The sequence below is a fragment of the Mesorhizobium sp. WSM4828 genome (assembly GCF_055811175.1).
Genome location: NZ_JBVVQK010000014.1, coordinates 79,507 through 100,742 on the forward strand (window position 1 = coordinate 79,507; position 21,236 = coordinate 100,742).

The window sequence follows — 21,236 nt, forward strand, 5'->3', positions numbered from 1 at the left end:
GTCACCTCACTCCCGGCACGCCCTTGCGAAAATCCGACGGCGACATGCCGGCAAGCTTGCGGAATGACTTGTTGAAGGCGCTGAGCGAACCGAAGCCCGATTCCATGGCGACGCGCAGCACATTGGCATCCTGATGCATCAGCAGCGCCTGCGCGTAGCTGAGGCGCAGCAGATTCACATATTCGTTGAGCGTCATGCCGGTCGATTTTTTGAAGATGCTCATGGCGTATTTGGGATGGATGTCGGCCGCCACGGCAATGTCGACGCAATCGATCTCGTAGAGGAAATTCTCGGCGATGAAGTCGCACATGCGTCCTACATTGCGCAGCGATTGCTGATCGAACGGACTGCCTATCTCCTGTTCGACCGGGGTTTCGGGCACCAGCCGGTAAGGCTCGAAGCGCACCCGCTCCAGCCGCAGCAAAAGCTCGCTGACGGCATGCTCGGCCTTGACCGGGTCGCCGGAGCGGGCATAGCGGTTCCAGCGCTCGAAATTGTGGTCGTCCGACCGGTCGGTGGCGTCGGTCACCAGCGTCGCGCCAGTCATCAGCCTGTTGCGGACGTCGGCGGGCAAATGCAGCCGGAAGAAATGCACCAGCGGCAGATGCGCGCCGGCGTAGATGGCATCGTCGGAGGCTTCGTCCATCTGGTGCGGCAGGCCGCCCCAGAACAGGCACATGTCGCCCGCAGAGAGCGAAAGCCCGTGTCCGTCCATGCGGTAATGCACGGCGCCGCGCACGATGAAATTCACCTCGACCTGGGCGTGCCAATGCGGCTTGAGCATCACCAGGGGCTGGGTGTGGAACATCTGCAGCAGCAGCGGCAGGCCCTCCACGCTGCTGGCGCCGGGCTGGTAAAACGGCCTTTCCGGCATCTTACTTTCCGCTCATTTCTTATTCCCTTTGTCGCGGACAAGACGTCCCCGAGGCCTAGTCTAGCCACGCTCGCAAACAGAGAGCAACTGAAATGGGAGGATTTCAATGCGCATAAAATTGACCTGCGCCGCGCTCGCGCTTGCCTTGGGCTCCAGCCCGGCCTTTGCGCAGTCCGGTGAAATCACGATCTGGAGCTGGAATATCGCCGCTTCGTCGCTGAAGGCCACCATAGCGGGCTTCAACAAGCAGTATCCCGACATCAAGGTGACCGTCGAGGACCTCGGCAACCAGCCGACCTACGACAAGTCGATCGCCGGCTGCGCCGCCGGCGGCGAGGGTCTGCCGGACATCGTGACGATCGAGAACGGCGAAGCCGAAAACTACTGGAGCCAGTTCCCGGATTGCTTCGTCGACCTGCACACGCTCGGCTACACCGCGGAAGACCAGGCAAAATTCCCCGACTTCAAGCGCACCGAGCTCGAGGTTGACGACAAGGCCTATGCGATGCCCTGGGATTCCGGCCCGGTGGCGATGTTCTACCGCCGCGACTTCTACGAGAAGGCCGGCGTCGATCCGTCCTCGATCAAGACCTGGGACGATTTCATCGCCGCCGCCAAGAAGATCCAGGCCGCCAATCCCGGCGTGACGATGACCAACGCCGATTTCAACGGCGATTCCGAATTTTTCCGCATGATTTCCAACGAGCAGGGCTGCGCCTACTTCTCCGCCGACGGTCAATCGATCACCGTCAACCAGCCCAAATGCGTCGATGCCATGACCAAGATCAAGGAAATGAAGGACGCCGGCATCATTTCCTCTGCCGACTGGAGCACCAAGATCACCAACAACACCGCAGGCAAGGTCGCCACGCAGATGTATGGCGGCTGGTATGAAGGCACCGTGCGCACCGAATCGCCCGATGGGGCAGGCAAATGGGGCGTCTATTTGATGCCGAGCCTGACCGCCGACGGTCCGCGCGCCGCCAATCTCGGCGGCTCCTCGCTCGCCATCACCTCGGTGTCGAAAAACAAGGAAGCCGCCTACGCCTATCTGAAATACACGCTTGCGACGAATGAAGGCCAGATCACCATGCTGAAAGGCTTCGGCCTGGTGCCGTCACTGATCTCGGCCCTCAACGACCCCTATGTCTCCGAAGGCCTGCCCTATTGGGGTGGCCAGGCCGTGTGGAAGGAGATCCTCGGCACCTTGCCCAAGGTCGTACCCAGCCGCGGCACGCCATTCCAGAGCGACGCCGAGATCATCATCCGCGCGGTGCAGACCAAATATCTGGCCGGCGGCTATCCCGACGCCAAGGCAGCGCTCGACGATGCCGCAAGCCAGATCGCCGCGGCGACCGGCCTGCCGGTCAAGTCGTGATCTAGACGAGACGGCTCCGGTGCGCGGCTCCCCTTCTCCCCTTGTGGGAGAAGGTGTCGCCGAAGGCGACGGATGAGGGGTGCTCCAGCTTGGCGCCGGCGGCACTCCGGCCATCACCCCTCAACCGTCTCGGCGCTACGCGCCGATCCACCTTCTCCCACAAGGGGAGAAGGCAAGAGACTTGAAAAGCAGAAAGGAGGAAAACGATGCGCTACCAGAACGCCACGGCGTATCGCTTCCTCGCGCCCTATCTGCTGATCTTTTCGATCTTCTGGCTGTGGCCGATCATCGATTCCTTCCTGATCTCGTTCCAGGCAACGCGCACCGTGCCGTGGCGGTTCGCGCCGACCTTCAACTGGGGCCGGCTGATCGGCGATCCGGCCTTCTTCAATGCCTTGAAGAACACATTGCTGATCCTTGTCATCCAGGTGCCGGTGATGATTTCGCTGGCGATTGTGATGGCAGTGCTTTTGAATTCGCCGCTGCTCAAGGCCCGTGGCCTGTTCCGCTTTGCCTTCTTCGCGCCGGTCGTGGTCGGCGAAGTCGCCTATTCGGCGGTTTTCCGGCTGATGTTCAATCTCGACTACGGCATCATCAACAAATTGCTAAACAGCATCGGCCTGCCCAGTGTCGACTGGTTTACCAACGTCACCCCGGCGATGGCGGTGATCATGATGGCGGTGACGTGGCGCTGGGCCGGCTACAACGCCATCATCCTGCTCGCCGGCCTGCAGTCGATTCCCGAGGATGTCTACGAGGCGGCGACCCTGGACCGGGTCAGCAAGGTCAAACAGTTCTTCTACATCACGCTGCCGCTGCTCAAGCCGATCATCGTGTTCTGCGCCGTGCTGTCGATCATCGGCACCATGCAGCTGTTCACCGAGCCCTTCCTGATCACCGAGCGCGGCGGGCCGGGCGGCGGCACCGAAACGCTCGGGCTGCTGCTTTACCGCCAAGGCTTCCGGTCGCTCAATTTCGGCTACGCTTCGGCCATCGCCTACACCATGGCCGGACTGGCGATCGCCATTTCGCTGGTGCAGATATGGTTGACGAGGGAACCGAAATGACCTCGCGCTCCCGAATCGGCCATTCACGGGTCAGCCGTTCCCAGGCCAGATTGGGCCGCAGCATCGCACTGCATCTGTTCCTGACGCCGCTGGCGCTGGTCTGGCTGTTTCCGCTGTGGATGATGGTGGTCTTTTCCACGATGCCCGACAACGGCATCTTCAGCCCCGACATCGAGCTTTTGCCGCACGGCAATTTCCTCGACAATGTCGGCAATCTGCAGCGCGGCACCAATTTCATCGGCGCCATCGGCATCTCCGTCTCGGTGGCGGTGACCTATACCTTCCTGTCGGTGATGCTGACCTCGATGGCCGGTTGGGCGCTGGCGCGTTACAACTTCTTCGGCAAAGGCATGGTCGTCGCCATCATCTTCGGCACCATCACGCTGCCCTATGCGGTCGTGCTGATCCCGCAATTCATCATGGTGGCGCGCGACTTCAAGCTCGCCAACACCTGGGTGGCGCTGATCGTGCCGCCGCTGTTCAACTCGCTGGGCGTGCTGTTCATGCGGCAGAGTTTTTCGATGATGCCGCACGAGCTGTTCGACGCCGCCAAGGTCGAGGGCGTCAAGGAATGGCGGATATTCCTGTTTGTCGCACTGCCTCTGGCGCGGCCGATGCTGGCGGCGCTCGCCATCATCCTCTTCCTTGCCTCCTGGAACAATTATCTCTGGCCGCTGCTGATCAATTCCAAGCCGGGCGCAATGACCGCGCCCGTGGCGCTCGGCACGCTGATCGGTCTCACCAAGGTGTCCTGGGGCGGCATCATGGCGGGCGCGGTGATGCTGACAGCGCCAATGCTCGTCGTGTTCGTGCTTCTGCAGCGCCATTTCGTTGCCGGCATCGCCGCCGGCGCCATCAAGTAAGGATCAGCATGGCGGCAGTCACACTCAAAAACGTCATCAAGCGCTTCGGCGTCTTCGAGATCGTCCACGGTGCCAATATCGATATTGATGACGGCGAATTCGTCGTCTTCGTCGGCCCTTCCGGCTGCGGCAAGTCCACGCTGCTCCGGATGATCGCCGGGCTCGAGGACATCAGCGACGGCGAGATCGCCATTGGCGGCAAAGTGGTGAACGACGTCGAGGCGGCCGATCGCGGCATCGCCATGGTGTTCCAGTCCTACGCGCTCTATCCGCACATGACGGTCGAGCAAAATCTGAGCTTCGGCCTGAGAATGACCGGCAACCCCAAGGCAGATACCGAGCGGCGGGTGAAGCGGGCCTCCGAAATCCTGCGCATCGCCGAGCTGATGAAGCGGCGGCCGCGGCAATTGTCGGGCGGCCAGCGCCAGCGCGTCGCCATCGGCCGTGCCATCGTGCGCGAGCCGCAAGTGTTCCTGTTCGACGAACCGCTCAGCAATCTCGACGCCGAGCTCAGGGTGCAGATGCGCGTCGAGATATCGCGCCTTCATAAGGAGCTTGGCGTTACCATGGTCTATGTGACGCACGACCAGACCGAGGCGATGACGCTGGCCGACAGGATCGTCGTGCTCAACGCCGGCAATATCGAACAGATCGGCGCGCCGCTCGATCTCTACGACGACCCCGCCAACCGCTTCGTTGCCGGCTTCGTCGGTTCGCCGAAGATGAATTTCCTGGCGGCGAAAATGGTCGGCGCCGACAATGGCGCTGCGGTCGTCGAACTCGTCAATCATCGCGGCGCGCGACTGCGGAAGCCGCTTTCGGATGCGCCGCCTGCGATAGGCGGCGATGTCGTGCTTGGCGTGCGGCCGGAGCATTTCTTCGACGCCGGCCAGGGCGATTGCGACCTTACCCTCAAGGCCGACGTCGCCGAGCACTTGGGATCGGTGAGCTATGTCTATGCCAATTCCGGAACCGGGGGCGGGCGCGAGGAACTGATCATCGAGCGCGAGGCCTCGCGGCATCGCGCCAATGGCGACGACCTGGTGGTGTCGATCAAGGCCGACCGCTCGCTTCTCTTCGACGCCGCCGGCGCACGCATTCGCTAACCCATCTTTCTTATGTCCGATCGCGATTGCTCGCGGCCACCCCACGGAGATTTGACATGACGTCCAAACCAGAAAAAGTTCGCTGGGGCATTCTCGGGCCCGGCAACATCGCCAAGGCCTTTGCCGGCGGCGTCGCCCATTCGCGCACCGGCACTTTGGTCGCCTTAGGGGCGCGCAATCCCGGCAAGGCAGGGCTCACCGAGGCTTTCCCCGGCGCCCGCATCCTCGACGGCTACGAGGCTTTGCTTGGCGATCCGGACGTCGATGCGATCTATATTTCGACGCCGCATCCGAGCCATGCCGAATGGGCGATCAAGGCAGCCGAGGCCGGAAAGCATGTGCTTTGCGAAAAGCCGCTTGGCCTGACCGCCTTCGAAGCCGACGCCATGATCCATGCCGCGCGCAAGGCCGGCACCTTTCTCGGCGAAGCCTTCATGTACCGGCTGCATCCGCAGACGGCCAAGCTGGTCGAGTTGGTCAGGGCCGGCGCGATCGGCGACATCAAGATGATCAAATCCAGTTTCGGCTTCGCCATGCCGGGCTTCATGCCGGAGCACCGGCTTTACGCCAAGGATCTCGCCGGCGGCGGCATTCTCGATGTCGGCGGCTATCCCGTCTCGATGGCGCGGCTGATTGCCGGCGCCGCGGCGGGAAAGCCCTTCGCCGAGCCGGACAAAGTGGTCGGCGCTGCGCATCTCGGCCAATCCGGCGTCGACGAATGGGCGTCGGCGCTGTTGCATTTTCCGGGCGGCATCGTCGCGGAAGTCTCCTGCAGCATCTCGCTCGCGCAGGACAATGTCTTGCGCGTTCTCGGCAGCAAGGGCCGCATCGAGGTGGCGGATTTCTGGTTTGCCGGCGGCAAGCAAGGCGGTACCGGCGAAATCCGCATCATCCGTCCGGGTGACACCGAGGTAGTCGAGGTCAAGGAGGACGGCTGGCTTTACGCATTCGAGGTCGACGCCGCCGGCGAGGCCATTCTCGGCGGGAAGCAGGAGTTCGCCTGGCCCGGCATGGGCTGGGCCGACAGTCTCGGCAATCTGCGCGTGCTCGATAAATGGCGAGCCGCAATCGGGCTCGAATATGACATCGAGAAACCGGCAAAGCGCGTCAACACGATCTCCGGGCGGAAGCTGCGCGCCGGCGGGTCCGCCATCCCCAAGCGCAGCATTCCGGGCCTGCCGCGGCCCGCCTCGTGCCTGGCGCTCGGCTTCGAGGATTTCCGCACCTTTTCGTCCGGCGCCATCCTGCTCGATGCCTATTTCGAGGCCGGCGGCAATCTGTTCGACACCGCCTTCGTCTACGGTTCCGGCTATACCGAGACGCTGCTCGGCCAATGGCTGAAAAACCGCGGCGTGCGCGAGCAGTCGGTGGTCATCGGCAAGGGTGCGCACTCGCCGCTCTGCTATCCCGACGTCATTGGCAAGCAGCTCACCCAGTCGCTCGAGCGGCTGCAGACCGACCATATCGACGTCTATTTCATGCACCGCGACAATCCGGACGTGCCGGTCGACGAGTTCGTCGATGCGATGGACCGCGAGGTCAAGGCCGGCCGCATTCGCGGTCCGTTCGGCGGCTCGAACTGGACGATGGAACGCATGGACGAGGCGATTGCCTATGCCGAGCGCACCGGCAAGCAGAAGCCCGGCGCGCTTTCCAACAATTTCTCGTTGGCCGAGATGCTGGAGCCGATCTGGGCAGGCTGCGTCACCTCCTCCAGCGACGCGTGGAAGACCTGGCTCACCGCCCGGCAGATGCCGAACTTCGCCTGGTCGAGCCAGGGCCGCGGCTTCTTCACCGACCGCGCCGGCCGCGACCGGCGCGACAATGAGGAGCTGGTCCGGGTCTGGTATTCGGAGAGAAATTTCGGCCGTCGCGACCGTGCCATCGAGCTCGCCAAGCGGCTGGGCAAGAGCCCGATCCACGTCGCGCTCGCCTATGTCCTGGCCCAGCCCTTCCCGTCCGTCCCGCTGATCGGACCGCGCACGCTCGATGAACTGGAAGACAGCCTCCAGGCGCTCGACATTTCACTTTCGCCGGACGATCTTGCATGGCTGGATAGCGGTCCGGATCAGGCCCGCGCGCGGGCCTGATCGCAGCGGCAGTCGCTTCAGCCTTACGCTGCGCCCCTAGGCTTGCGGACTGTTTGCGCTGCCCTCACCCTCTCCCACAAAGAACCGGGAAAGGCTAAGAATGAGGGCAGCGCCACCGTCTCTGGAAGTTAGGGAAGACAGATGCTCGACATCGCACCATCGAAACAGGCTGCCACTTGGCTCGGTTCCTTTGCCCGGGCGCTCGAAGCGGGCGATGTCGAGGCCGCAACCAGCCTGTTCGTCGAGGACTGCTACTGGCGCGATCTTTTGACCTTCACCTGGAACATCAAGACGATGGAGGGGGCGGCCGCGATCCGCGACATGCTGGCGGCGACGCTGGCAGCGATAAAGCCTGCCCAGTGGCAGCTCAGCGGCGAAGCGACTTCGGACGAAGGCACCATCGAAGCCTGGTTTTCTTTCGAGACGTCATCGGCGTGGGGCCAAGGCATCATGCGCCTCAAGGACGGCAAATGCCGGACGCTGTTTACGGCGATGCGCGATCTGAAGAGCTATGAAGAGCGCAAGGGCCCGGCGCGGCCGCTGGGCGTCCGCCACAAGGCCGATCCGGAGCGCGAGACCTGGCTGGAGGCGAGGCGCCGCGAGGCGCGTGACCTCGGCGTTGGCCGGCAGCCCTATTGCCTGGTCATCGGCGGCGGCCAGGGCGGCATCATGCTGGGGGCACGGCTCAGGCAATTGGGCGTGCCGGCCATCGTCATCGAGAAGAACGCCCAGGCCGGCGATTCCTGGCGCAATCGCTACCGCTCGCTCGTGCTGCACGACCCGGTCTGGTACGACCACCTGCCCTATATCCCGTTTCCCGAGAACTGGCCGGTGTTCACGCCCAAGGACAAGATGGGCGACTGGCTGGAGATGTATACGCGCGTCATGGAGCTCAACTACTGGACCTCCACGACATGCGTCAGCGCGTCGTATGAGGAGACCGAAAAGGTCTGGACGGTCGAGCTCGACCGCGCCGGCGAGCGCATCACGCTGAAGCCGAAGCACATCGTCTTCGCGACCGGCGCCTATGGCCCGCCCAGGCCGATCGACCTGCCGGGTGCCGAGGTCTTCAACGGCGAGATCCTGCATTCCAGCCAGTATTCCAGCGGCGACAAATTCCGCGGCAAAAAGGTCGCCGTCATCGGCGCGGCAAGTTCCGGCCATGACGTCAGCGTCGATCTCTGGGAGAGCGGCGCCGAGGTGACCATGGTTCAGCGCTCGCCGACGACGGTGGTCAAGTCGGACACGCTGATGGAGATCGGTTTCGAGATCTTTTCGGAAAAGGCGCTGGCCCGCGGCATTACCACGGAGAAGGCCGACATGATCGTCGCCTCGACGCCGTTCGCGCTGCTGCCACAGGGCCAGCGGGCGCTTTACGACATCATCAAGGCGCGCGACGCGGCCTTCTACGATCGCTTGCGCAGCGCCGGCTTCGCCATCGATTTCGGCGACGACGAGACCGGGCTCCTGATGAAGGCCTACCGCACCGGCTCCGGCTTTTACATCGACGTCGGCGCCTGCGACCTGATCATCGACGGCGAGATCGGCATCCGCAGCGGCGTCGGGATCAAGTCGCTGACGCCGACAGGCATCCTCTTCGACGACGGCACCGAACTGGCGGCCGACGCAATCATCGCCTGCACCGGCTATCTCTCGATGAACGAAACGGTGGCGGCGATCGTCTCGCGCGAAGTCGCCGACAAGGTCGGGCCGTGCTGGGGGATTGGCTCGGGCGTGAAAGGCGATCCCGGGCCATGGCAAGGCGAATTGCGCAACATGTGGAAGCCGACGGCGCAGCAGGCGCTGTGGTTCCACGGCGGCAATCTGGCGCTGTCGCGCTTCTATTCGAAATTCGTGGCTCTGCAGATCAAGGCGAGGATGGAAGGCATTCCGACGCCGGTCTATGGAGCGCCGGTGCGGTAGCGGCGCCTTCTTCCCTTCTCCCCTTGTGGGAGAAGGTGGATTGGCGCGCAGCGCCAAGACGGATGAGGGGTGCTGGCCGGAGTGCCGTCGGTGCCAAGCTGGAACACCCCTCATCCGTCGCCTTCGGCGACACCTTCTCCCACAAGGGGAGAAGGGGGAGCCACATTGACCTCAATCGTGCCGATGCCCGAAATGCCTGGCCACAACATCGACATGCGTGGCGTGCGCATGCGCTTCGAAGCGCTCGGTTTCGCCGAGATCGTCCACCGCCTCGTTCGGCCACCAACTGCCGCCGACCACGATGCCGTCCGAGACCAGCCTTTGCTCGGCGATCAGCGAGGCGCCGACCGAATCGACAAAGGTGAAGCGCCCCGGACGCAGCCGCAGCACCGCGATGTCGCCAACCGCACCAACCGCAAGCCTGCCGAGATCGGGCCTGGCGATCGCTTCGGCCGGCCGCTGTGTCGCGGCGCGCAGCACCTCGACCAGCGGCATGCCGAGCGCCAGCAGTTTCGACATGCAGACCAGGATGTCGAAGGCCGGCCCGTCGACGCAGTAGAGATGCACGTCGCTGCTGATCACGTCCGGCGCCAGCCCTTCGCTCAGCATCGCCTTGGCCACTTCGAAATCGAACGAGCCCATGCCGTGGCCGATATCGAAGATGACGCCGCGCTCGCGCGCCAGCCGCATGTCCGGCCGCACCGCCCCCGAGGCGAAGACCGGCGCGTTGGGAAACGGCCGGAAGCAGTGGGTGAGGATGTCGCCCTTGCGTAGCCGCGGCAGCACTTCCGAGCGGCCGGGCGGCGGCTCGTCTATATGCGCCATCAGCGGCAGGCCGGCCTTGTCGGCGGCTTCGAGCGCGAGATCGACCGGCGCGATGCCGCTGCTGCCGCCGGCGTGACGACCGGAGCGGACCTTGACGCCGACAACCACGTCCGCGTGCTCGCGCGCCGCCGCCATCGTTTCGCGCGGTTCGCAGAGCCTCAGGTCGCTGCACTCGCCAACCGCCACGGTCTGCGAGAAGCCGAAAATGCCGGCAAAGGAAATGTTCACATAGGCCAGGATGCGGACCTTCGAGCGCTCGATGACGTGGCGGCGAAAGCCGAGGAAATTGCCGGCGCCGGCACTTCCGGCATCGATGAAGGTGGTGGTGCCACTCTTTGCGGCGAGCCGGTCGGCATCGACGCCGAGCGAGGTGCCGCCCCAATAGACATGGCTGTGCAGGTCGATCAGGCCCGGCGCGACGATGGAGCCCGTGGCGTCGATGACGCGGGCGGCACGTTCGAAGGGGATTTCGGCGTCGATCGCGGCGATACGACTGTCGGCAATCGCCAGATCGCGTTGTGCGTCGAGGCCGGACGCCGGATCGATGAGGCGGCCGCCTTTTATCAGCAGATCGAATTGCATCGCGCCTGTCTCCGCTTGCCCGTCAGGCCGGCCTGTAGGCAACTGCCTCGACCTCGATCTTGATGTCGATCATCAGCCGCGACTCCACTGTCGTGCGCGCCGGCGGGTCTTTCGGGAAATGCCGGGCATAGACGGTGTTGAAAATGCCGAAATCGCGCGCGTCCTCCAGCCAGACCGTCGTCTTGACCACGTCGTCGAGCGTACAGCCGGCCAGCGCCAGTGCCCCCTTGACGTTCGACAGCACCTGCTCGGTCTGTTCGGCGATGCCGCCCTTGACCACCAGCCCGTCGCTGCCGACCGGCACCTGGCCTGAGACATAGACGAAATCGCCGGCTCTGACCGCCGGAGACAACGGTACATGGGATTTTCCAAAACACTGCTTTGGCAAGAAGGCCTCCTGTCTAGGTTCTTTGGGTGAACGCGCGATGCTGCGAGAGATAGGGGGCGGCTGCACGCCATCGATCCACGTTTTGAAAGCCTATATCGCTTTGCTGCGGTAACGCCAGAACGATCACCGCCCTTGGTGATCCTTCGCGCCCCCTTCTGCCCTGCCAGCGTCCGGACCCGCGACACCAGCCGGCTCAGCGGTCGATCCGCGTCGACAGGATGATCGACGACGACGTGCGCTCGACCCCGTCCATGGCGCCGATCTGGTCGAGAAGCGTGTCGAGATCCCTTATCGACGGCGCCTCGACGATGACGATCATGTCGAAATTGCCGCTGACCGAGTGCAGCGTGCGAACCGGTGCCAGCGCCTGCAGGCTGCGCACCACCTTGTCGGCAAGCTTGGGGGTGACGGTGAGCAAGACATGCGCCCTGACCAGCCCCTGTTCGTAATCCGGCGACAGCCTGACGCCGTAGCCGGTGATGATGCCGCGCTGTTCCAGCCGCTCGATCCGGCTCTGCACCGTCGTTCGCGAGACGCCGAGCCGCCGCGCCAGTTCGGCCGTCGAGGCGCGCGCATTGGTGCGCAGCAGGGAAAGCAGAGCCTGGTCGGCATCGCTGAGCATTTCGACGAACCTTAGCGGCACATTGCGCAAAGAGACGCTGCGTTTCGTACAATCTCACGCTTCTTTTCGACAGGCAAGCTGCGATTCTAGCCATCAAATTTAACGTTGGTGCGAGGGACCGGTCATGAAGGAAATCATTGTCGTCGGCGCCGGCAAGATCGGCTCGACCATTGCCGAGATGCTGGCTTTCACGGGCGACTACCGTGTCACGCTCGTCGACCGCTCGGCGGCGCAGCTCGGCGCGGCCGAACTGCCTGAAACAGTCCAGACGCTGGAACTCGACATCGAAGCCGCCGGTACCCTCGAAGCCGCCTTGGCCGGCAAGTTCGCGGTGCTCAGCGCTGCGCCCTTCCATTTGACCACGCGCATCGCCGAGGCGGCGGCGAGTGCGGGCGTGCATTATCTCGATCTGACCGAGGACGTCGTCAGCACCAGGCGGGTCAAGGAACTGGCGCGCTCCGGCAACAGCGCCTTCATCCCGCAATGCGGCCTGGCGCCGGGCTTCATCTCGATCGTCGCTAACGATCTCGCCAGCCGCTTCGACACGCTGGAAAGCGTGCGCATGCGGGTCGGCGCGCTGCCGCAATACCCGTCGAACGCGCTGAACTACAATCTGACCTGGAGCACCGACGGCGTCATCAACGAATATTGCGAGCCTTGCGAGGCGATTGTCGAAGGCGAGCTGATCGAGGTGCCGCCGCTCGAGGAGCGCGAGGAGTTCTCGCTCGACGGCGTCACCTATGAGGCGTTCAACACGTCGGGCGGGCTGGGCACGCTGGCCGAAACGCTGAAGGGTAGAGTGCGCACGCTGAACTACCGCACCATCCGCTACCCCGGCCACGCCGCGATCATGAAGGCGCTGCTCAACGACCTCGGCCTGCGCCACCGCCGCGACGTGCTGAAGGATATTTTTGAAAGCGCCCTGCCGGCAACGCTGCAGGACGTGGTTATCGTCTTCGTCACCGTCAGCGGCCGCAAGAACGGCCGCCTGCTGCAGGAGACCTACGCCAACAAGATCTACGCCAGGCGCGACGGCGAAACGGTGCGCAGCGCCATCCAGGTCACCACAGCGTCCGCCATCTGCGCCGTGCTCGACATGCTCGCCGACGGCACCTTGCCGGCAAGAGGTTTCATCAAGCAGGAGGACATCGCGCTCGACGCGTTTCTGGCCAACCGCTTCGGCCGCGCCTATGCGCAGCACGAGATGGTTAGCCGGCTTGCGGGGTGAGCTGCGTAATCCCCCCCTTGAGAGGGAGATGTCGCCGAAGGCGACAGAGGGGGTCGCCTCGCGTAGAGCACCTCATCTGTCGCAAGGGACGTCGCATCCAGTCGAACCGACCCCCTCTGGCCTGCCGGCCATCTCCCCCTCAAGGGGGGAGATCACCTGCCCTCAGACATGCAGCGGATGCCCCAGCGCCTTCAGCGCCGCTTCCTGAAAACCCTCGCCCTGTGTCGGATGGGCATGGATCGTTCCCGCGATATCCTCCAAAGTTGCGCCCATCTCCAGCGCCAGCCCAAAGGCCGTCGACAGTTCCGACACGCCCTGGCCGACGGCCTGGATGCCGAGCACCAGATGGTTGTCGGCGCGGGCAACGACCCGGACGAATCCGTCCTCGCCCAACTTCGTCATCGCCCGGCCATTGGCGGTGAAGGGAAACAGTCCGACCTTGATTTCGCCACGGGCCTTGGCCTCCTCCGGCGACAGGCCCGCGGTGACCAGCTCCGGATCGGTGAAACAGACAGCCGGGATCGCTCGTCTGTCCCAGCTGCGCTTGTGGCCGGCGACGATCTCGGCGACCATTTCACCCTGCGCCATCGCCCGGTGCGCCAGCATCGGCTCGCCGGTGACGTCGCCAATGGCAAAGATACCGCGCATCGAGCTGCGGCACTGGTCGTCGATGCGGATGAAGGGTCCGGCCCCATCTTTGCCCGCCATGTCGAGGTCGATCTGCTCCAACCCCCAGCCTTCGGTCACCGGCTTGCGACCGACCGTGACCAGGACCTTGTCGGCAGCGATCTTGCCGTTCTTGCCGCCATTCGTCTCGACCAGCAGCACGTCGCGCTTGGTGGACAGCCCCTTGGCCTTGGCGTTCACGAGCACCTCGATGCCGAGTTCGCCCAGCCGCTTCACCACCGGCCGGGTCAGTTCCGCATCATATTGCGCCAGCAAGCGCGGCAACGCCTCGACCACGGTCACCTTGGCGCCCAGCTTGGCAAAGGCGATGCCGAGTTCCAGCCCGATATAGCCGCCGCCGACCACCGCCAGCTTTTTCGGCACTTCGCTCAGTGCCAATGCTTCTGTCGAAGAGATCACCGGCCCGCCGAACGGCAGCAATGGCAGCTCGACCGGCGCCGAGCCGGTTGCGATCACCACTGTTTCGGCGCGGATCACCTGCATGCCGATCTCGGTCTCGACGGCAACGGTCTTGCCATCGCGAAATGTCGCCCAGCCATGCACTGTCTTCACGCCCGCTTTCTTCAGCAGGCCGGCGACACCGTTGTTCAGCCGGCTAACGATGCCGTCTTTCCATGCAATGGTCGCCGCGAGATCAAGCGACGGTGCGGCGATCGCAATGCCGAGCGGGCTTTTGCCGCCGGCCATGTGCGAGAGCTTCTCGAACTCTTCGGCCGCATGGATCAGCGCCTTGGACGGGATGCAGCCGACATTGAGGCACGTGCCGCCGGGCTTGCCGGCCTCGACGATCACCGTGTCGATGCCAAGCTGCCCGGCGCGGATGGCGCAGACATAGCCGCCCGGACCGGCACCGATGACCAGCAGCTTGCAGGAGATTTCCTTCATGTCAGCTGCATCCTTTGGGCGATGGCCGCAGCGCGGCTCCCCCTTCTCCCCTTGTGGGAGAAGGTGTCGCCGAAGGCGACGGATGAGGGGTGTTCCAGCGGAGTGAGACGTTGGCGTTCCCTGGAACACCCCTCATCCGTCTCGGCGCTATCGCGCCGATCCACCTTCTCCCACAAGGGGAGAAGGGGAAGGCCGCATCCCAACGCCGGCATCTTCCGACGACTCTCCTCGTGCTTCGCGATCAACCGCATCTCCTCAGTCCACAAAAATCAGCGCCGGCGTCTCCAGCAGCGCCTTGATCCGCTGAATAAACACCGCCGCGTCCCAGCCGTCGACGACGCGGTGGTCGAAGCTGGAGGACAGGTTCATCATCTTGCGCGGGATGAACTGGTTGCCGTCCCATACCGGCCGCACCATCATCTTGTTGACGCCGACGATCGCCACTTCCGGATGATTGATCACCGGCGTCGTCGCCACGCCGCCCATGGCGCCGAGCGAGGTGATGGTGATGGTCGATCCCGAGAGCTCGTCGCGCGTCGCCGTGCCGGATTTTGCCGCCTCGGCCAGCCTGACAACCTCGGCTGCACAGTCCCAGATATCACGCGCCTCGGCGTGTCTTACCACCGGCACCATCAGCCCCGAAGGCGTCTGCGCGGCGATGCCGATATGGATGCCGCCATGCTGGTGGACGATACCGGCTTCGTCGTCGAACAGCGCGTTGACATTGGGCTGGTCGGCAATTGCCTTGACCATCGCCCGCATCAGGAACGGCAGCAGCGTCAGCTTCGGCCGGTCCGCGCCCGGCCGCTTCTCCTTGTTGAGCGCGGCGCGCAGATCCTCGAGCGCGGTGACGTCGATCTCCTCGACATAGGTGATATGCGGGATGCGCGACTTGGCCAGCGTCATCTTCTCGGCGATCTTTCGCCTGAGCCCGACTATCTTGATGTCCTCGATCGTCTCGTTGCGGGCGAGGCCAGGGACCTTCGCAAGCTGCGGGCCGCGTGCCAGGAAGGCGTCGATGTCCTCGTGCCGGATGCGGCCGGCCGGGCCGGTTCCCGGAACCTGCCGAAGGTCGACGCCGGCCTCTTTCGCCCTGAGGCGTACGGCCGGCGAGGCCAGCGGCTTTTCGCCCTCGGGGCGCGGCGCGCCGAAGGTCGGCGCAGCACCCCCAACGGCGGCAGTACCCCCACCTCTAACCCCTCCCCACAGGAGGGAGGGGGATTCCGACGCCGTGCTTCCACCCTCATGCGTTGAAACTTTTCTGGGTGATGGTGCGGTGGGATTGGCTTCGACCTTGGGAGCCGAGGCACGTCCCCCTCCCCCTTGTGGGGAGGGGTTCGGGGTGGGGGTACTCTTGGCGCCGGCCTCAGCGGCCTGCGCCGCCGCATCCTTCACGTTACCTTCGCCCGCCACCTTCAGCCTGACGATCGGCGAGCCGATCGCCACCGTGTCGCCGATCTCGGCACCCAGCCAAAGGATCTCGCCATCGACGGGTGAAGGAATCTCGACCGTCGCCTTGTCGGTCATGACAGCGGCAAGCACGGCATCCTCGCGCACCAGATCGCCGACCTTGACCTGCCATTCGACGAGCTCGGCCTCGGCGACGCCTTCGCCGACATCGGGCAGCTTGATGACATATTCGCCCATCGTTCCCCCTTCAGGCTTCCATCGTTTCGACGAGCGCGCGGCCTAGCCGGGCAGGACCGGGAAAATAGTCCCACTCCTGCGCATGCGGATAGGGCGTGTCCCAGCCGGTGACCCGCGCCACCGGCGCTTCGAGATGGTAGAAGCAGTTCTCCTGAACCAGCGCCGAAAGTTCGGCGCCGAAGCCGGATGTCAGCGTCGCCTCATGCACGATCACGCAGCGCCCGGTCTTGTTGACTGAGGCGACGATCGTCTCGAGATCCAGCGGCAGCAGCGTCCTCAGATCGATGATCTCGGCATCGATGCCGGTCTCCTCGACCGCCGCCTGGGCGACATAGACCATCGTGCCATAGGCAAGCACGGTGACCGCAGCACCAGGCCGCCGGATCACCGCCTTGCCGAGCGGCACCGTGTAATGGCCATCGGCGACTTCGCCGAGCTCATGTTTCGACCATGGCGTTACCGGCCGCTCGTGATGACCGTCGAAGGGGCCATTGTAGAGCCGCTTCGGCTCCAGGAAGATCACCGGGTCGGGATCCTCGATCGCCGCGATCAGCAGGCCCTTGGCGTCGTGCGGATTGGACGGAACCACGACCTTCAGGCCGGAGACGTGGGTGAACAGCGCCTCCGGGCTCTGGCTGTGGGTCTGGCCGCCGAAGATACCGCCGCCGGTCGGCATTCTCACGACGATCGGGCAGGTGAAATCACCGTTCGACCGGTAGCGCAGCCGCGCCGCTTCCGAGACGATCTGGTCATAGGCCGGATAAACATAGTCGGCAAACTGCACCTCGACGCAAGGCTTCAGCCCGTAGGCGGCCATGCCGATGGCCGCGCCGACAATGCCGGATTCGCTGATCGGCGCATCGAAGCAGCGGCTCTTGCCGTATTTCGCCTGCAGGCCCTGGGTGCAGCGGAAGACGCCGCCGAAGAAGCCGACATCCTCGCCAAATACGATGACGCGTTCGTCGCGCGCCATCGACACGTCCATGGCGTCGCGGATCGCCTCGATCATGGTCCGCCGCGGCATGGTCAGACCCCTGCCTGTTGGCGCTGGCGCCTGAGATGCGGCGGCATCTCGGCATAGACGCCCTCGAACATGTCGCGTGCCGAGGGCTTGCCGCCGGCATGCAGCGTGCCGTGGCGCTCGGCCTCCCGCTGCGCCGAAATCACCGTGTCGAGGATTTCCGCCTCGGCCTGGGCGTGGCGTTCGTCCGACCAGACGCCGCGCTGGATGAGATGGTTCTTCAGCCTGACGATCGGGTCGCCGAGCGGCCAGGCATCGGACTCTGCCTTCGGCCGGTAAGCCGACGGGTCGTCGGAGCTCGAATGGGCGCCGACGCGGTAGGTGACGTATTCGACCAGCGTCGGCCCGAGATTGCTGCGCGCCCGTTCCGCCGCCCATTTGGCCACCGCATGGACGGCGAGATAGTCGTTGCCGTCGACTCGCAACGACGGGATGCCGAAACCGAGGCCGCGGGCGGCAAAAGTGCCGGAGCCGCCGCGGGCGATGCCCTGGAAGGTCGAGATCGCCCACTGGTTGTTGACGACGTTGAGCACGACCGGGGCCTTGTAGGTCGAGGCGAAGACCAGCGCCGAATGGAAATCGGATTCGGCGGTCGAGCCGTCGCCGATCCATGCGGCGGCGATCTTTGAATCGTTGCTTATCGCCGAGGCCATCGCCCAGCCGACCGCCTGGATATACTGCGTCGCCAGATTGCCGGAGATCGAGAAGAAGCCGTGCTCCTTTGACGAATACATGATCGGCAATTGCCGCCCTTTCAGCGGATCGGCCTCGTTCGAATAGATCTGGTTCATCATCGTGACCATGGGGTAGCCGTCGGCGATGAGCAGGCCGGCCTGCCGATAGGTCGGAAAGTTCATGTCGCCCCGCGACAGCGCCTTGCGGAAGGCGCAGCTCACCGCCTCTTCGCCGAGATGCTGCATGTAGAAAGAGGTCTTGCCCTGGCGCTGCGCCATCTGCATGCGTGCATCGAAGCTGCGCAGCGTCACCATGTGGCGCAGCCCCTCCAGCAACTCGTCGTCCGAAAGCAGCCCTGCCCACGGCCCGACCGCCTCGCCGGCGCGGTTGAGCACGCGGATGATCGAGAAGGCCAGATCGCGGATGTCGCGCGGGTCGACGTCGATCTTCGGGCGCGGCACCGAGCCAGCTTTTGGAATGCTCACATTGGAGAAATCCGGCGTCCCGCCCGGCCGCACTTCCGGTTCCGGAACATGGAAGCGCAGCATTCCGGCATCGGCCATGATCTCGGTCCTCCACTGTTGCCCGGCCAAGATATTTGCACACCGCCAGACCAGTGCCAATTCGTCGGGCGAGGCTTGTCTGCCGCTGGCTACTGCCCGCGGCAGACAAGATGGAGATATGTCGGCGAAATTTCTTGTCGATCTTCCGCGCCGGCGCGCAATTTGGCGAATGGTCGGGGCCGATCTGGCGCAAGAGCGAAGAATTCCTGTTGGAAAAGATCGCTCGGTCGAGTTCCTTCACGCCCCCCTCTGTCCTGCCGGACATCTCCCCCTCGAGGGGGGAGATTGCGCTCTCATCTCGGCTTTCGCAAATCGCCAATGCAGTAGGAAGAGGGCCGGCGGCGAAGCTGCCAATCTCCCCACTAGAGGGGGAGATGTCCGGCAGGACAGAGGGGGGCGCTGCCCCGCTGGCGTCTCGAAACAATACGCCATCCCTCCGTTCACCCCGCGCCCGCGTCATGCTAATCAGCGCCCATGGCACAGAAGAAGGCATACGAGGTCGATGCATGGCTCGCGAAGCCGGATCCGCGCGTCTCGATCGTGCTGCTTTACGGTCCCGATCGCGGGCTGGTTGCCGAGCGGGCAAAGGCCTTTGCCGGCAAGACCGGCCTGCCGCTTGACGATCCGTTCTCAGTGGTCAGGCTGGACGGTTCGGAGGTCGATCGCGACGAGGGCCGCCTGCTCGACGAGGCCCGCACCGTGCCGATGTTTTCCGAGCGGCGCCTGCTTTGGGTGCGCAATGCCGGCGCCCAGAAGGCGCTTGCCGACGACGTCAAGGCGCTGACCGCCGAGCCCGCGCGGGACGCCATCATACTCATCGAGGCCGGCGACCTGAAGAAGGGCGTCGGCCTGCGCGCCGTGGTGGAGGCGGCGGACAATGCCATGGCATTGCCTTGCTATGCCGATGAAGCCAGGGATATCGATACGGTCATCGACGACGAATTGCGCAAGGCCGGCATGTCGATGACACTAGAGGCCCGCCAGGCGCTGCGCCGCAATCTCGGCGGCGACCGGCTGGCCTCGCGCGGCGAGATCGAAAAGCTTGTCCTTTATGCGCATGGCCAGCCCGAAATCGGCCTCGACGACGTCAAGGCGACGTCTGGCGATGTCTCCGGCCTCTCCTTCGACGCGGCGGTCGACGCCCTGCTCGAAGGCAGGATCGCCGACTTCGACACCGCTTTCACCCGCCATTGCCAGTCTGGCGGCCAGCCCTTCCTGGTGCTGTCGTCGGCGATGCGGCAGTTGCAGGCGATTCAGGCGATGCGTGGCCAGATGGACGCCGGCGGCCGCAATGCCGCTTCGGTCGTTGCCGCGGCGCGCCCGCCGGTTTTTTTCTCGCGGCGCAAGCTGGTGGAGAAAGCGCTCGAACGGTGGAGCAGCGAAGCGCTCGGCCGCGCACTGAACCGCCTGCAGACGGCGGTCCTGCAGACACGCCGGCGGCCGGACCTGTCGGTCGCGCTGGCACGCCAGGCGCTGCTCGGCATTGCCGTGGAGAGCGCAAGGCTGGCGCAGCGGTAGGAGAGCGTGATCTCCCCCCTTGTGGGGGAGATGTCCGGCAGGACAGAGGGGGGCGCTGTCCCGCCGACCTGTCTATCGGTTCGTTGTCAAACTCTCAGATGGTGCTCCGGTTCTGTTCGGCTAGAAATCGCAGAAGTTGGAGTTCCTTCGCGCCCCCCTCTGCCCTGCCGGGCATCTCCCCCACGAGGGGGGGAGATTAGCAGTTTCGGCCGCGGCACCCTTCTTGCAACGCTGGAGGTTGGCGAAGCGTCGATGACAGCGGCCCCTCTCCCCGTCACTATACGGGAGAGGATGCCGGCAGGCAGGGGAGGGCGGCGCCGACACCCCGGACAGCGGCCGATTCACGAGTAGTTTGCCGGCTAAGGTACCGGCCCGCCTACTCCCGCTTTAGCCTTCGGCACAATTCATCCAGCTGCTCCAGCGTCCGATAGGCGACGCTGATCACGCCGCCGCGCTGGTTGTGCTCGATCGTGACGATCATGCCGATCGTATTGGTCATCAGCTTTTCCAGCGCCAGCGTGTCGGCATCCTTTTGCGGCGCGGGCGCAGGCTGACGCTTTGCCGCCGGCGCGCCGACCGGCATCTGCGCCAAAGCTTCGGCCTGGCGCACCGAAAGCCCCTCGTCGATGATCCGCTTGGCGAGCCCGGCCGGGTCGTCGGCCGTCACCAGGGTACGGGCGTGGCCGGCCGAGAGCGCGCCGTCGACCAGCATGTCGCGAATGACGTCGGGCAGCTTGAGCAGTCTCAGCGTATTGGCGACATGGCTGCGGCTCTTGCCGATCACCTGACCGAGATCGGCCTGGGTATAACCGTGGTCGTCGATCAGCTGCTGGTAGCCCAGCGCTTCCTCGACCGGGTTGAGGTCGGTGCGCTGGACGTTTTCGATGATCGCCAGCTCTAGCGCCGTGCGGTCGTTGACGTCGCGTACGATGATCGGGATTTCGGTCAGCCCGGCGCGTTGCGCCGCGCGCCAACGACGCTCGCCGGCGATGATCTCGTAACGGCCCGACTGCGTTTTCGACGGCCGCGCCACCACCGGCTGCACCACGCCGTGCTCGCGGATCGACTGGGCGAGGTCGGTCAGGTCGGCGTCACCAAAATGCCGGCGCGGGTTTTTCGGATTGGGGCTGAGGAACTCGATCGGCACCTTGCCGTCGGCCGCCAGCCCGGGCTTTTCCGGAGCCGCCGGGCGATCGATTTCGCCGATCAGCGCCGCTAGTCCCCGTCCCAGTCTTTTTCTCGAAGAGTCTTCGTTCATCGTCCGTCCAGATCGTTTCGGTATCGAATCGGCTTA

The 21,236-nt window shown here is 64.5% G+C and carries 17 protein-coding genes; 8 read left to right on the forward strand and 9 right to left on the reverse strand.

Annotated elements, in window-relative coordinates:
* Nucleotide 1 precedes the first annotated feature (1 nt).
* The gene (locus AC0L2X_RS17690; protein ID WP_473600092.1) at nt 2–874 is read right to left on the reverse strand and encodes a helix-turn-helix domain-containing protein; all 873 of its coding nucleotides are present in this window, start codon (nt 872–874) and stop codon (nt 2–4) included.
* A gap of 106 nt (nt 875–980) precedes the next feature.
* Here AC0L2X_RS17690 and AC0L2X_RS17695 point away from each other — a divergent pair, with 106 nt between their 5' ends.
* The 6 genes from AC0L2X_RS17695 to AC0L2X_RS17720 all read left to right on the forward strand — a co-directional run bounded on the left by AC0L2X_RS17695 (nt 981) and on the right by AC0L2X_RS17720 (nt 9,301).
* Entirely contained in the window at nt 981–2,252 is a 1,272-nt protein-coding gene (locus AC0L2X_RS17695; RefSeq protein ID WP_473600093.1) for an extracellular solute-binding protein, read from the forward strand.
* A 206-nt stretch (nt 2,253–2,458) separates the two neighbouring features.
* Nucleotides 2,459–3,319, forward strand: coding sequence for a carbohydrate ABC transporter permease (locus AC0L2X_RS17700; RefSeq protein WP_023720572.1), 861 nt, complete (start codon nt 2,459–2,461; stop codon nt 3,317–3,319).
* Nucleotides 3,316–4,182 (forward strand): carbohydrate ABC transporter permease, encoded by an 867-nt coding sequence (locus tag AC0L2X_RS17705; protein WP_352566885.1) that lies wholly within the window; start codon nt 3,316–3,318, stop codon nt 4,180–4,182. Before AC0L2X_RS17700 ends, AC0L2X_RS17705 begins: the two co-directional genes overlap by 4 nt.
* 8 nt (nt 4,183–4,190) lie before the next feature.
* Complete coding sequence (locus AC0L2X_RS17710) at nt 4,191–5,288, forward strand: ABC transporter ATP-binding protein (protein WP_473553876.1); 1,098 nt, start codon at nt 4,191–4,193, stop codon at nt 5,286–5,288.
* Nucleotides 5,289–5,344: 56 nt separating this feature from the next.
* A complete protein-coding gene (locus AC0L2X_RS17715) occupies nt 5,345–7,378 on the forward strand; it encodes an aldo/keto reductase (RefSeq protein ID WP_473553878.1) in 2,034 nt (677 codons plus the stop codon).
* Between the two features lie 141 nt (nt 7,379–7,519).
* Complete coding sequence (locus AC0L2X_RS17720) at nt 7,520–9,301, forward strand: NAD(P)/FAD-dependent oxidoreductase (RefSeq protein WP_473600094.1); 1,782 nt, start codon at nt 7,520–7,522, stop codon at nt 9,299–9,301.
* A 171-nt stretch (nt 9,302–9,472) separates the two neighbouring features.
* On the opposite strand, the gene AC0L2X_RS17725 is transcribed toward AC0L2X_RS17720, so the two are convergent.
* The 3 genes from AC0L2X_RS17725 to AC0L2X_RS17735 all read right to left on the reverse strand — a co-directional run bounded on the left by AC0L2X_RS17725 (nt 9,473) and on the right by AC0L2X_RS17735 (nt 11,718).
* On the reverse strand, nt 9,473–10,708 hold the full coding sequence (locus AC0L2X_RS17725) for an amidohydrolase/deacetylase family metallohydrolase (protein ID WP_473600095.1): 1,236 nt from the start codon (nt 10,706–10,708) through the stop codon (nt 9,473–9,475).
* Nucleotides 10,709–10,730: 22 nt separating this feature from the next.
* Nucleotides 10,731–11,096 carry a RidA family protein gene (locus AC0L2X_RS17730; protein WP_352466543.1) on the reverse strand — a complete coding sequence of 122 codons (366 nt, stop codon included), beginning with the start codon at nt 11,094–11,096 and terminating at the stop codon, nt 10,731–10,733.
* Nucleotides 11,097–11,289: 193 nt separating this feature from the next.
* The gene (locus AC0L2X_RS17735) at nt 11,290–11,718 is read right to left on the reverse strand and encodes an Lrp/AsnC family transcriptional regulator (RefSeq protein ID WP_352566893.1); all 429 of its coding nucleotides are present in this window, start codon (nt 11,716–11,718) and stop codon (nt 11,290–11,292) included.
* A gap of 124 nt (nt 11,719–11,842) precedes the next feature.
* Here AC0L2X_RS17735 and AC0L2X_RS17740 point away from each other — a divergent pair, with 124 nt between their 5' ends.
* Nucleotides 11,843–12,946 (forward strand): saccharopine dehydrogenase family protein, encoded by a 1,104-nt coding sequence (locus tag AC0L2X_RS17740; protein ID WP_473600096.1) that lies wholly within the window; start codon nt 11,843–11,845, stop codon nt 12,944–12,946.
* Nucleotides 12,947–13,108: 162 nt separating this feature from the next.
* On the opposite strand, the gene lpdA is transcribed toward AC0L2X_RS17740, so the two are convergent.
* From lpdA to AC0L2X_RS17760, 4 genes are all read right to left on the reverse strand, one after another.
* On the reverse strand, nt 13,109–14,518 hold the full coding sequence (gene lpdA, locus AC0L2X_RS17745) for a dihydrolipoyl dehydrogenase (RefSeq protein WP_473600097.1): 1,410 nt from the start codon (nt 14,516–14,518) through the stop codon (nt 13,109–13,111).
* 255 nt (nt 14,519–14,773) lie between these two features.
* On the reverse strand, nt 14,774–16,165 hold the full coding sequence (locus AC0L2X_RS17750; RefSeq protein ID WP_473600098.1) for a dihydrolipoamide acetyltransferase family protein: 1,392 nt from the start codon (nt 16,163–16,165) through the stop codon (nt 14,774–14,776).
* Nucleotides 16,166–16,175: 10 nt separating this feature from the next.
* Nucleotides 16,176–17,189: an alpha-ketoacid dehydrogenase subunit beta gene (locus AC0L2X_RS17755; protein ID WP_473600099.1), complete on the reverse strand. Its 1,014-nt coding sequence runs from the start codon at nt 17,187–17,189 to the stop codon at nt 16,176–16,178.
* Between the two features lie 2 nt (nt 17,190–17,191).
* Entirely contained in the window at nt 17,192–18,424 is a 1,233-nt protein-coding gene (locus tag AC0L2X_RS17760) for a thiamine pyrophosphate-dependent enzyme (RefSeq protein ID WP_473600100.1), read from the reverse strand.
* Nucleotides 18,425–18,898: 474 nt separating this feature from the next.
* On the opposite strand from AC0L2X_RS17760, the gene holA reads away from it, so the two are divergent.
* Nucleotides 18,899–19,942 carry a DNA polymerase III subunit delta gene (gene holA, locus AC0L2X_RS17765; protein ID WP_473600101.1) on the forward strand — a complete coding sequence of 348 codons (1,044 nt, stop codon included), beginning with the start codon at nt 18,899–18,901 and terminating at the stop codon, nt 19,940–19,942.
* 376 nt (nt 19,943–20,318) lie between these two features.
* Here the strand turns inward: holA and AC0L2X_RS17770 are convergent, their stop codons facing one another.
* Entirely contained in the window at nt 20,319–21,200 is an 882-nt protein-coding gene (locus AC0L2X_RS17770; RefSeq protein ID WP_473600102.1) for a ParB/RepB/Spo0J family partition protein, read from the reverse strand.
* Nucleotides 21,201–21,236: the final 36 nt, after the last annotated feature.

Excerpts from the sequence above, each read along its gene's own strand:
- AC0L2X_RS17740 (WP_473600096.1), top strand. The coding sequence starts at position 11,843 with ATGAAGGAAATCATTGTCGTCGGCGCCGGCAAGATCGGCTCGACCATT.
- AC0L2X_RS17725 (WP_473600095.1), bottom strand. The coding sequence starts at position 10,708 with ATGCAATTCGATCTGCTGATAAAAGGCGGCCGCCTCATCGATCCGGCG.
- AC0L2X_RS17705 (WP_352566885.1), top strand. The coding sequence starts at position 3,316 with ATGACCTCGCGCTCCCGAATCGGCCATTCACGGGTCAGCCGTTCCCAG.
- lpdA (WP_473600097.1), bottom strand. The coding sequence starts at position 14,518 with ATGAAGGAAATCTCCTGCAAGCTGCTGGTCATCGGTGCCGGTCCGGGC.
- AC0L2X_RS17755 (WP_473600099.1), bottom strand. The coding sequence starts at position 17,189 with ATGCCGCGGCGGACCATGATCGAGGCGATCCGCGACGCCATGGACGTG.
- AC0L2X_RS17735 (WP_352566893.1), bottom strand. The coding sequence starts at position 11,718 with ATGCTCAGCGATGCCGACCAGGCTCTGCTTTCCCTGCTGCGCACCAAT.
- AC0L2X_RS17750 (WP_473600098.1), bottom strand. The coding sequence starts at position 16,165 with ATGGGCGAATATGTCATCAAGCTGCCCGATGTCGGCGAAGGCGTCGCC.
- AC0L2X_RS17690 (WP_473600092.1), bottom strand. The coding sequence starts at position 874 with ATGCCGGAAAGGCCGTTTTACCAGCCCGGCGCCAGCAGCGTGGAGGGC.
- AC0L2X_RS17715 (WP_473553878.1), top strand. The coding sequence starts at position 5,345 with ATGACGTCCAAACCAGAAAAAGTTCGCTGGGGCATTCTCGGGCCCGGC.
- AC0L2X_RS17720 (WP_473600094.1), top strand. The coding sequence starts at position 7,520 with ATGCTCGACATCGCACCATCGAAACAGGCTGCCACTTGGCTCGGTTCC.
- AC0L2X_RS17700 (WP_023720572.1), top strand. The coding sequence starts at position 2,459 with ATGCGCTACCAGAACGCCACGGCGTATCGCTTCCTCGCGCCCTATCTG.
- AC0L2X_RS17760 (WP_473600100.1), bottom strand. The coding sequence starts at position 18,424 with ATGGCCGATGCCGGAATGCTGCGCTTCCATGTTCCGGAACCGGAAGTG.
- AC0L2X_RS17710 (WP_473553876.1), top strand. The coding sequence starts at position 4,191 with ATGGCGGCAGTCACACTCAAAAACGTCATCAAGCGCTTCGGCGTCTTC.
- holA (WP_473600101.1), top strand. The coding sequence starts at position 18,899 with ATGGCACAGAAGAAGGCATACGAGGTCGATGCATGGCTCGCGAAGCCG.
- AC0L2X_RS17770 (WP_473600102.1), bottom strand. The coding sequence starts at position 21,200 with ATGAACGAAGACTCTTCGAGAAAAAGACTGGGACGGGGACTAGCGGCG.
- AC0L2X_RS17695 (WP_473600093.1), top strand. The coding sequence starts at position 981 with ATGCGCATAAAATTGACCTGCGCCGCGCTCGCGCTTGCCTTGGGCTCC.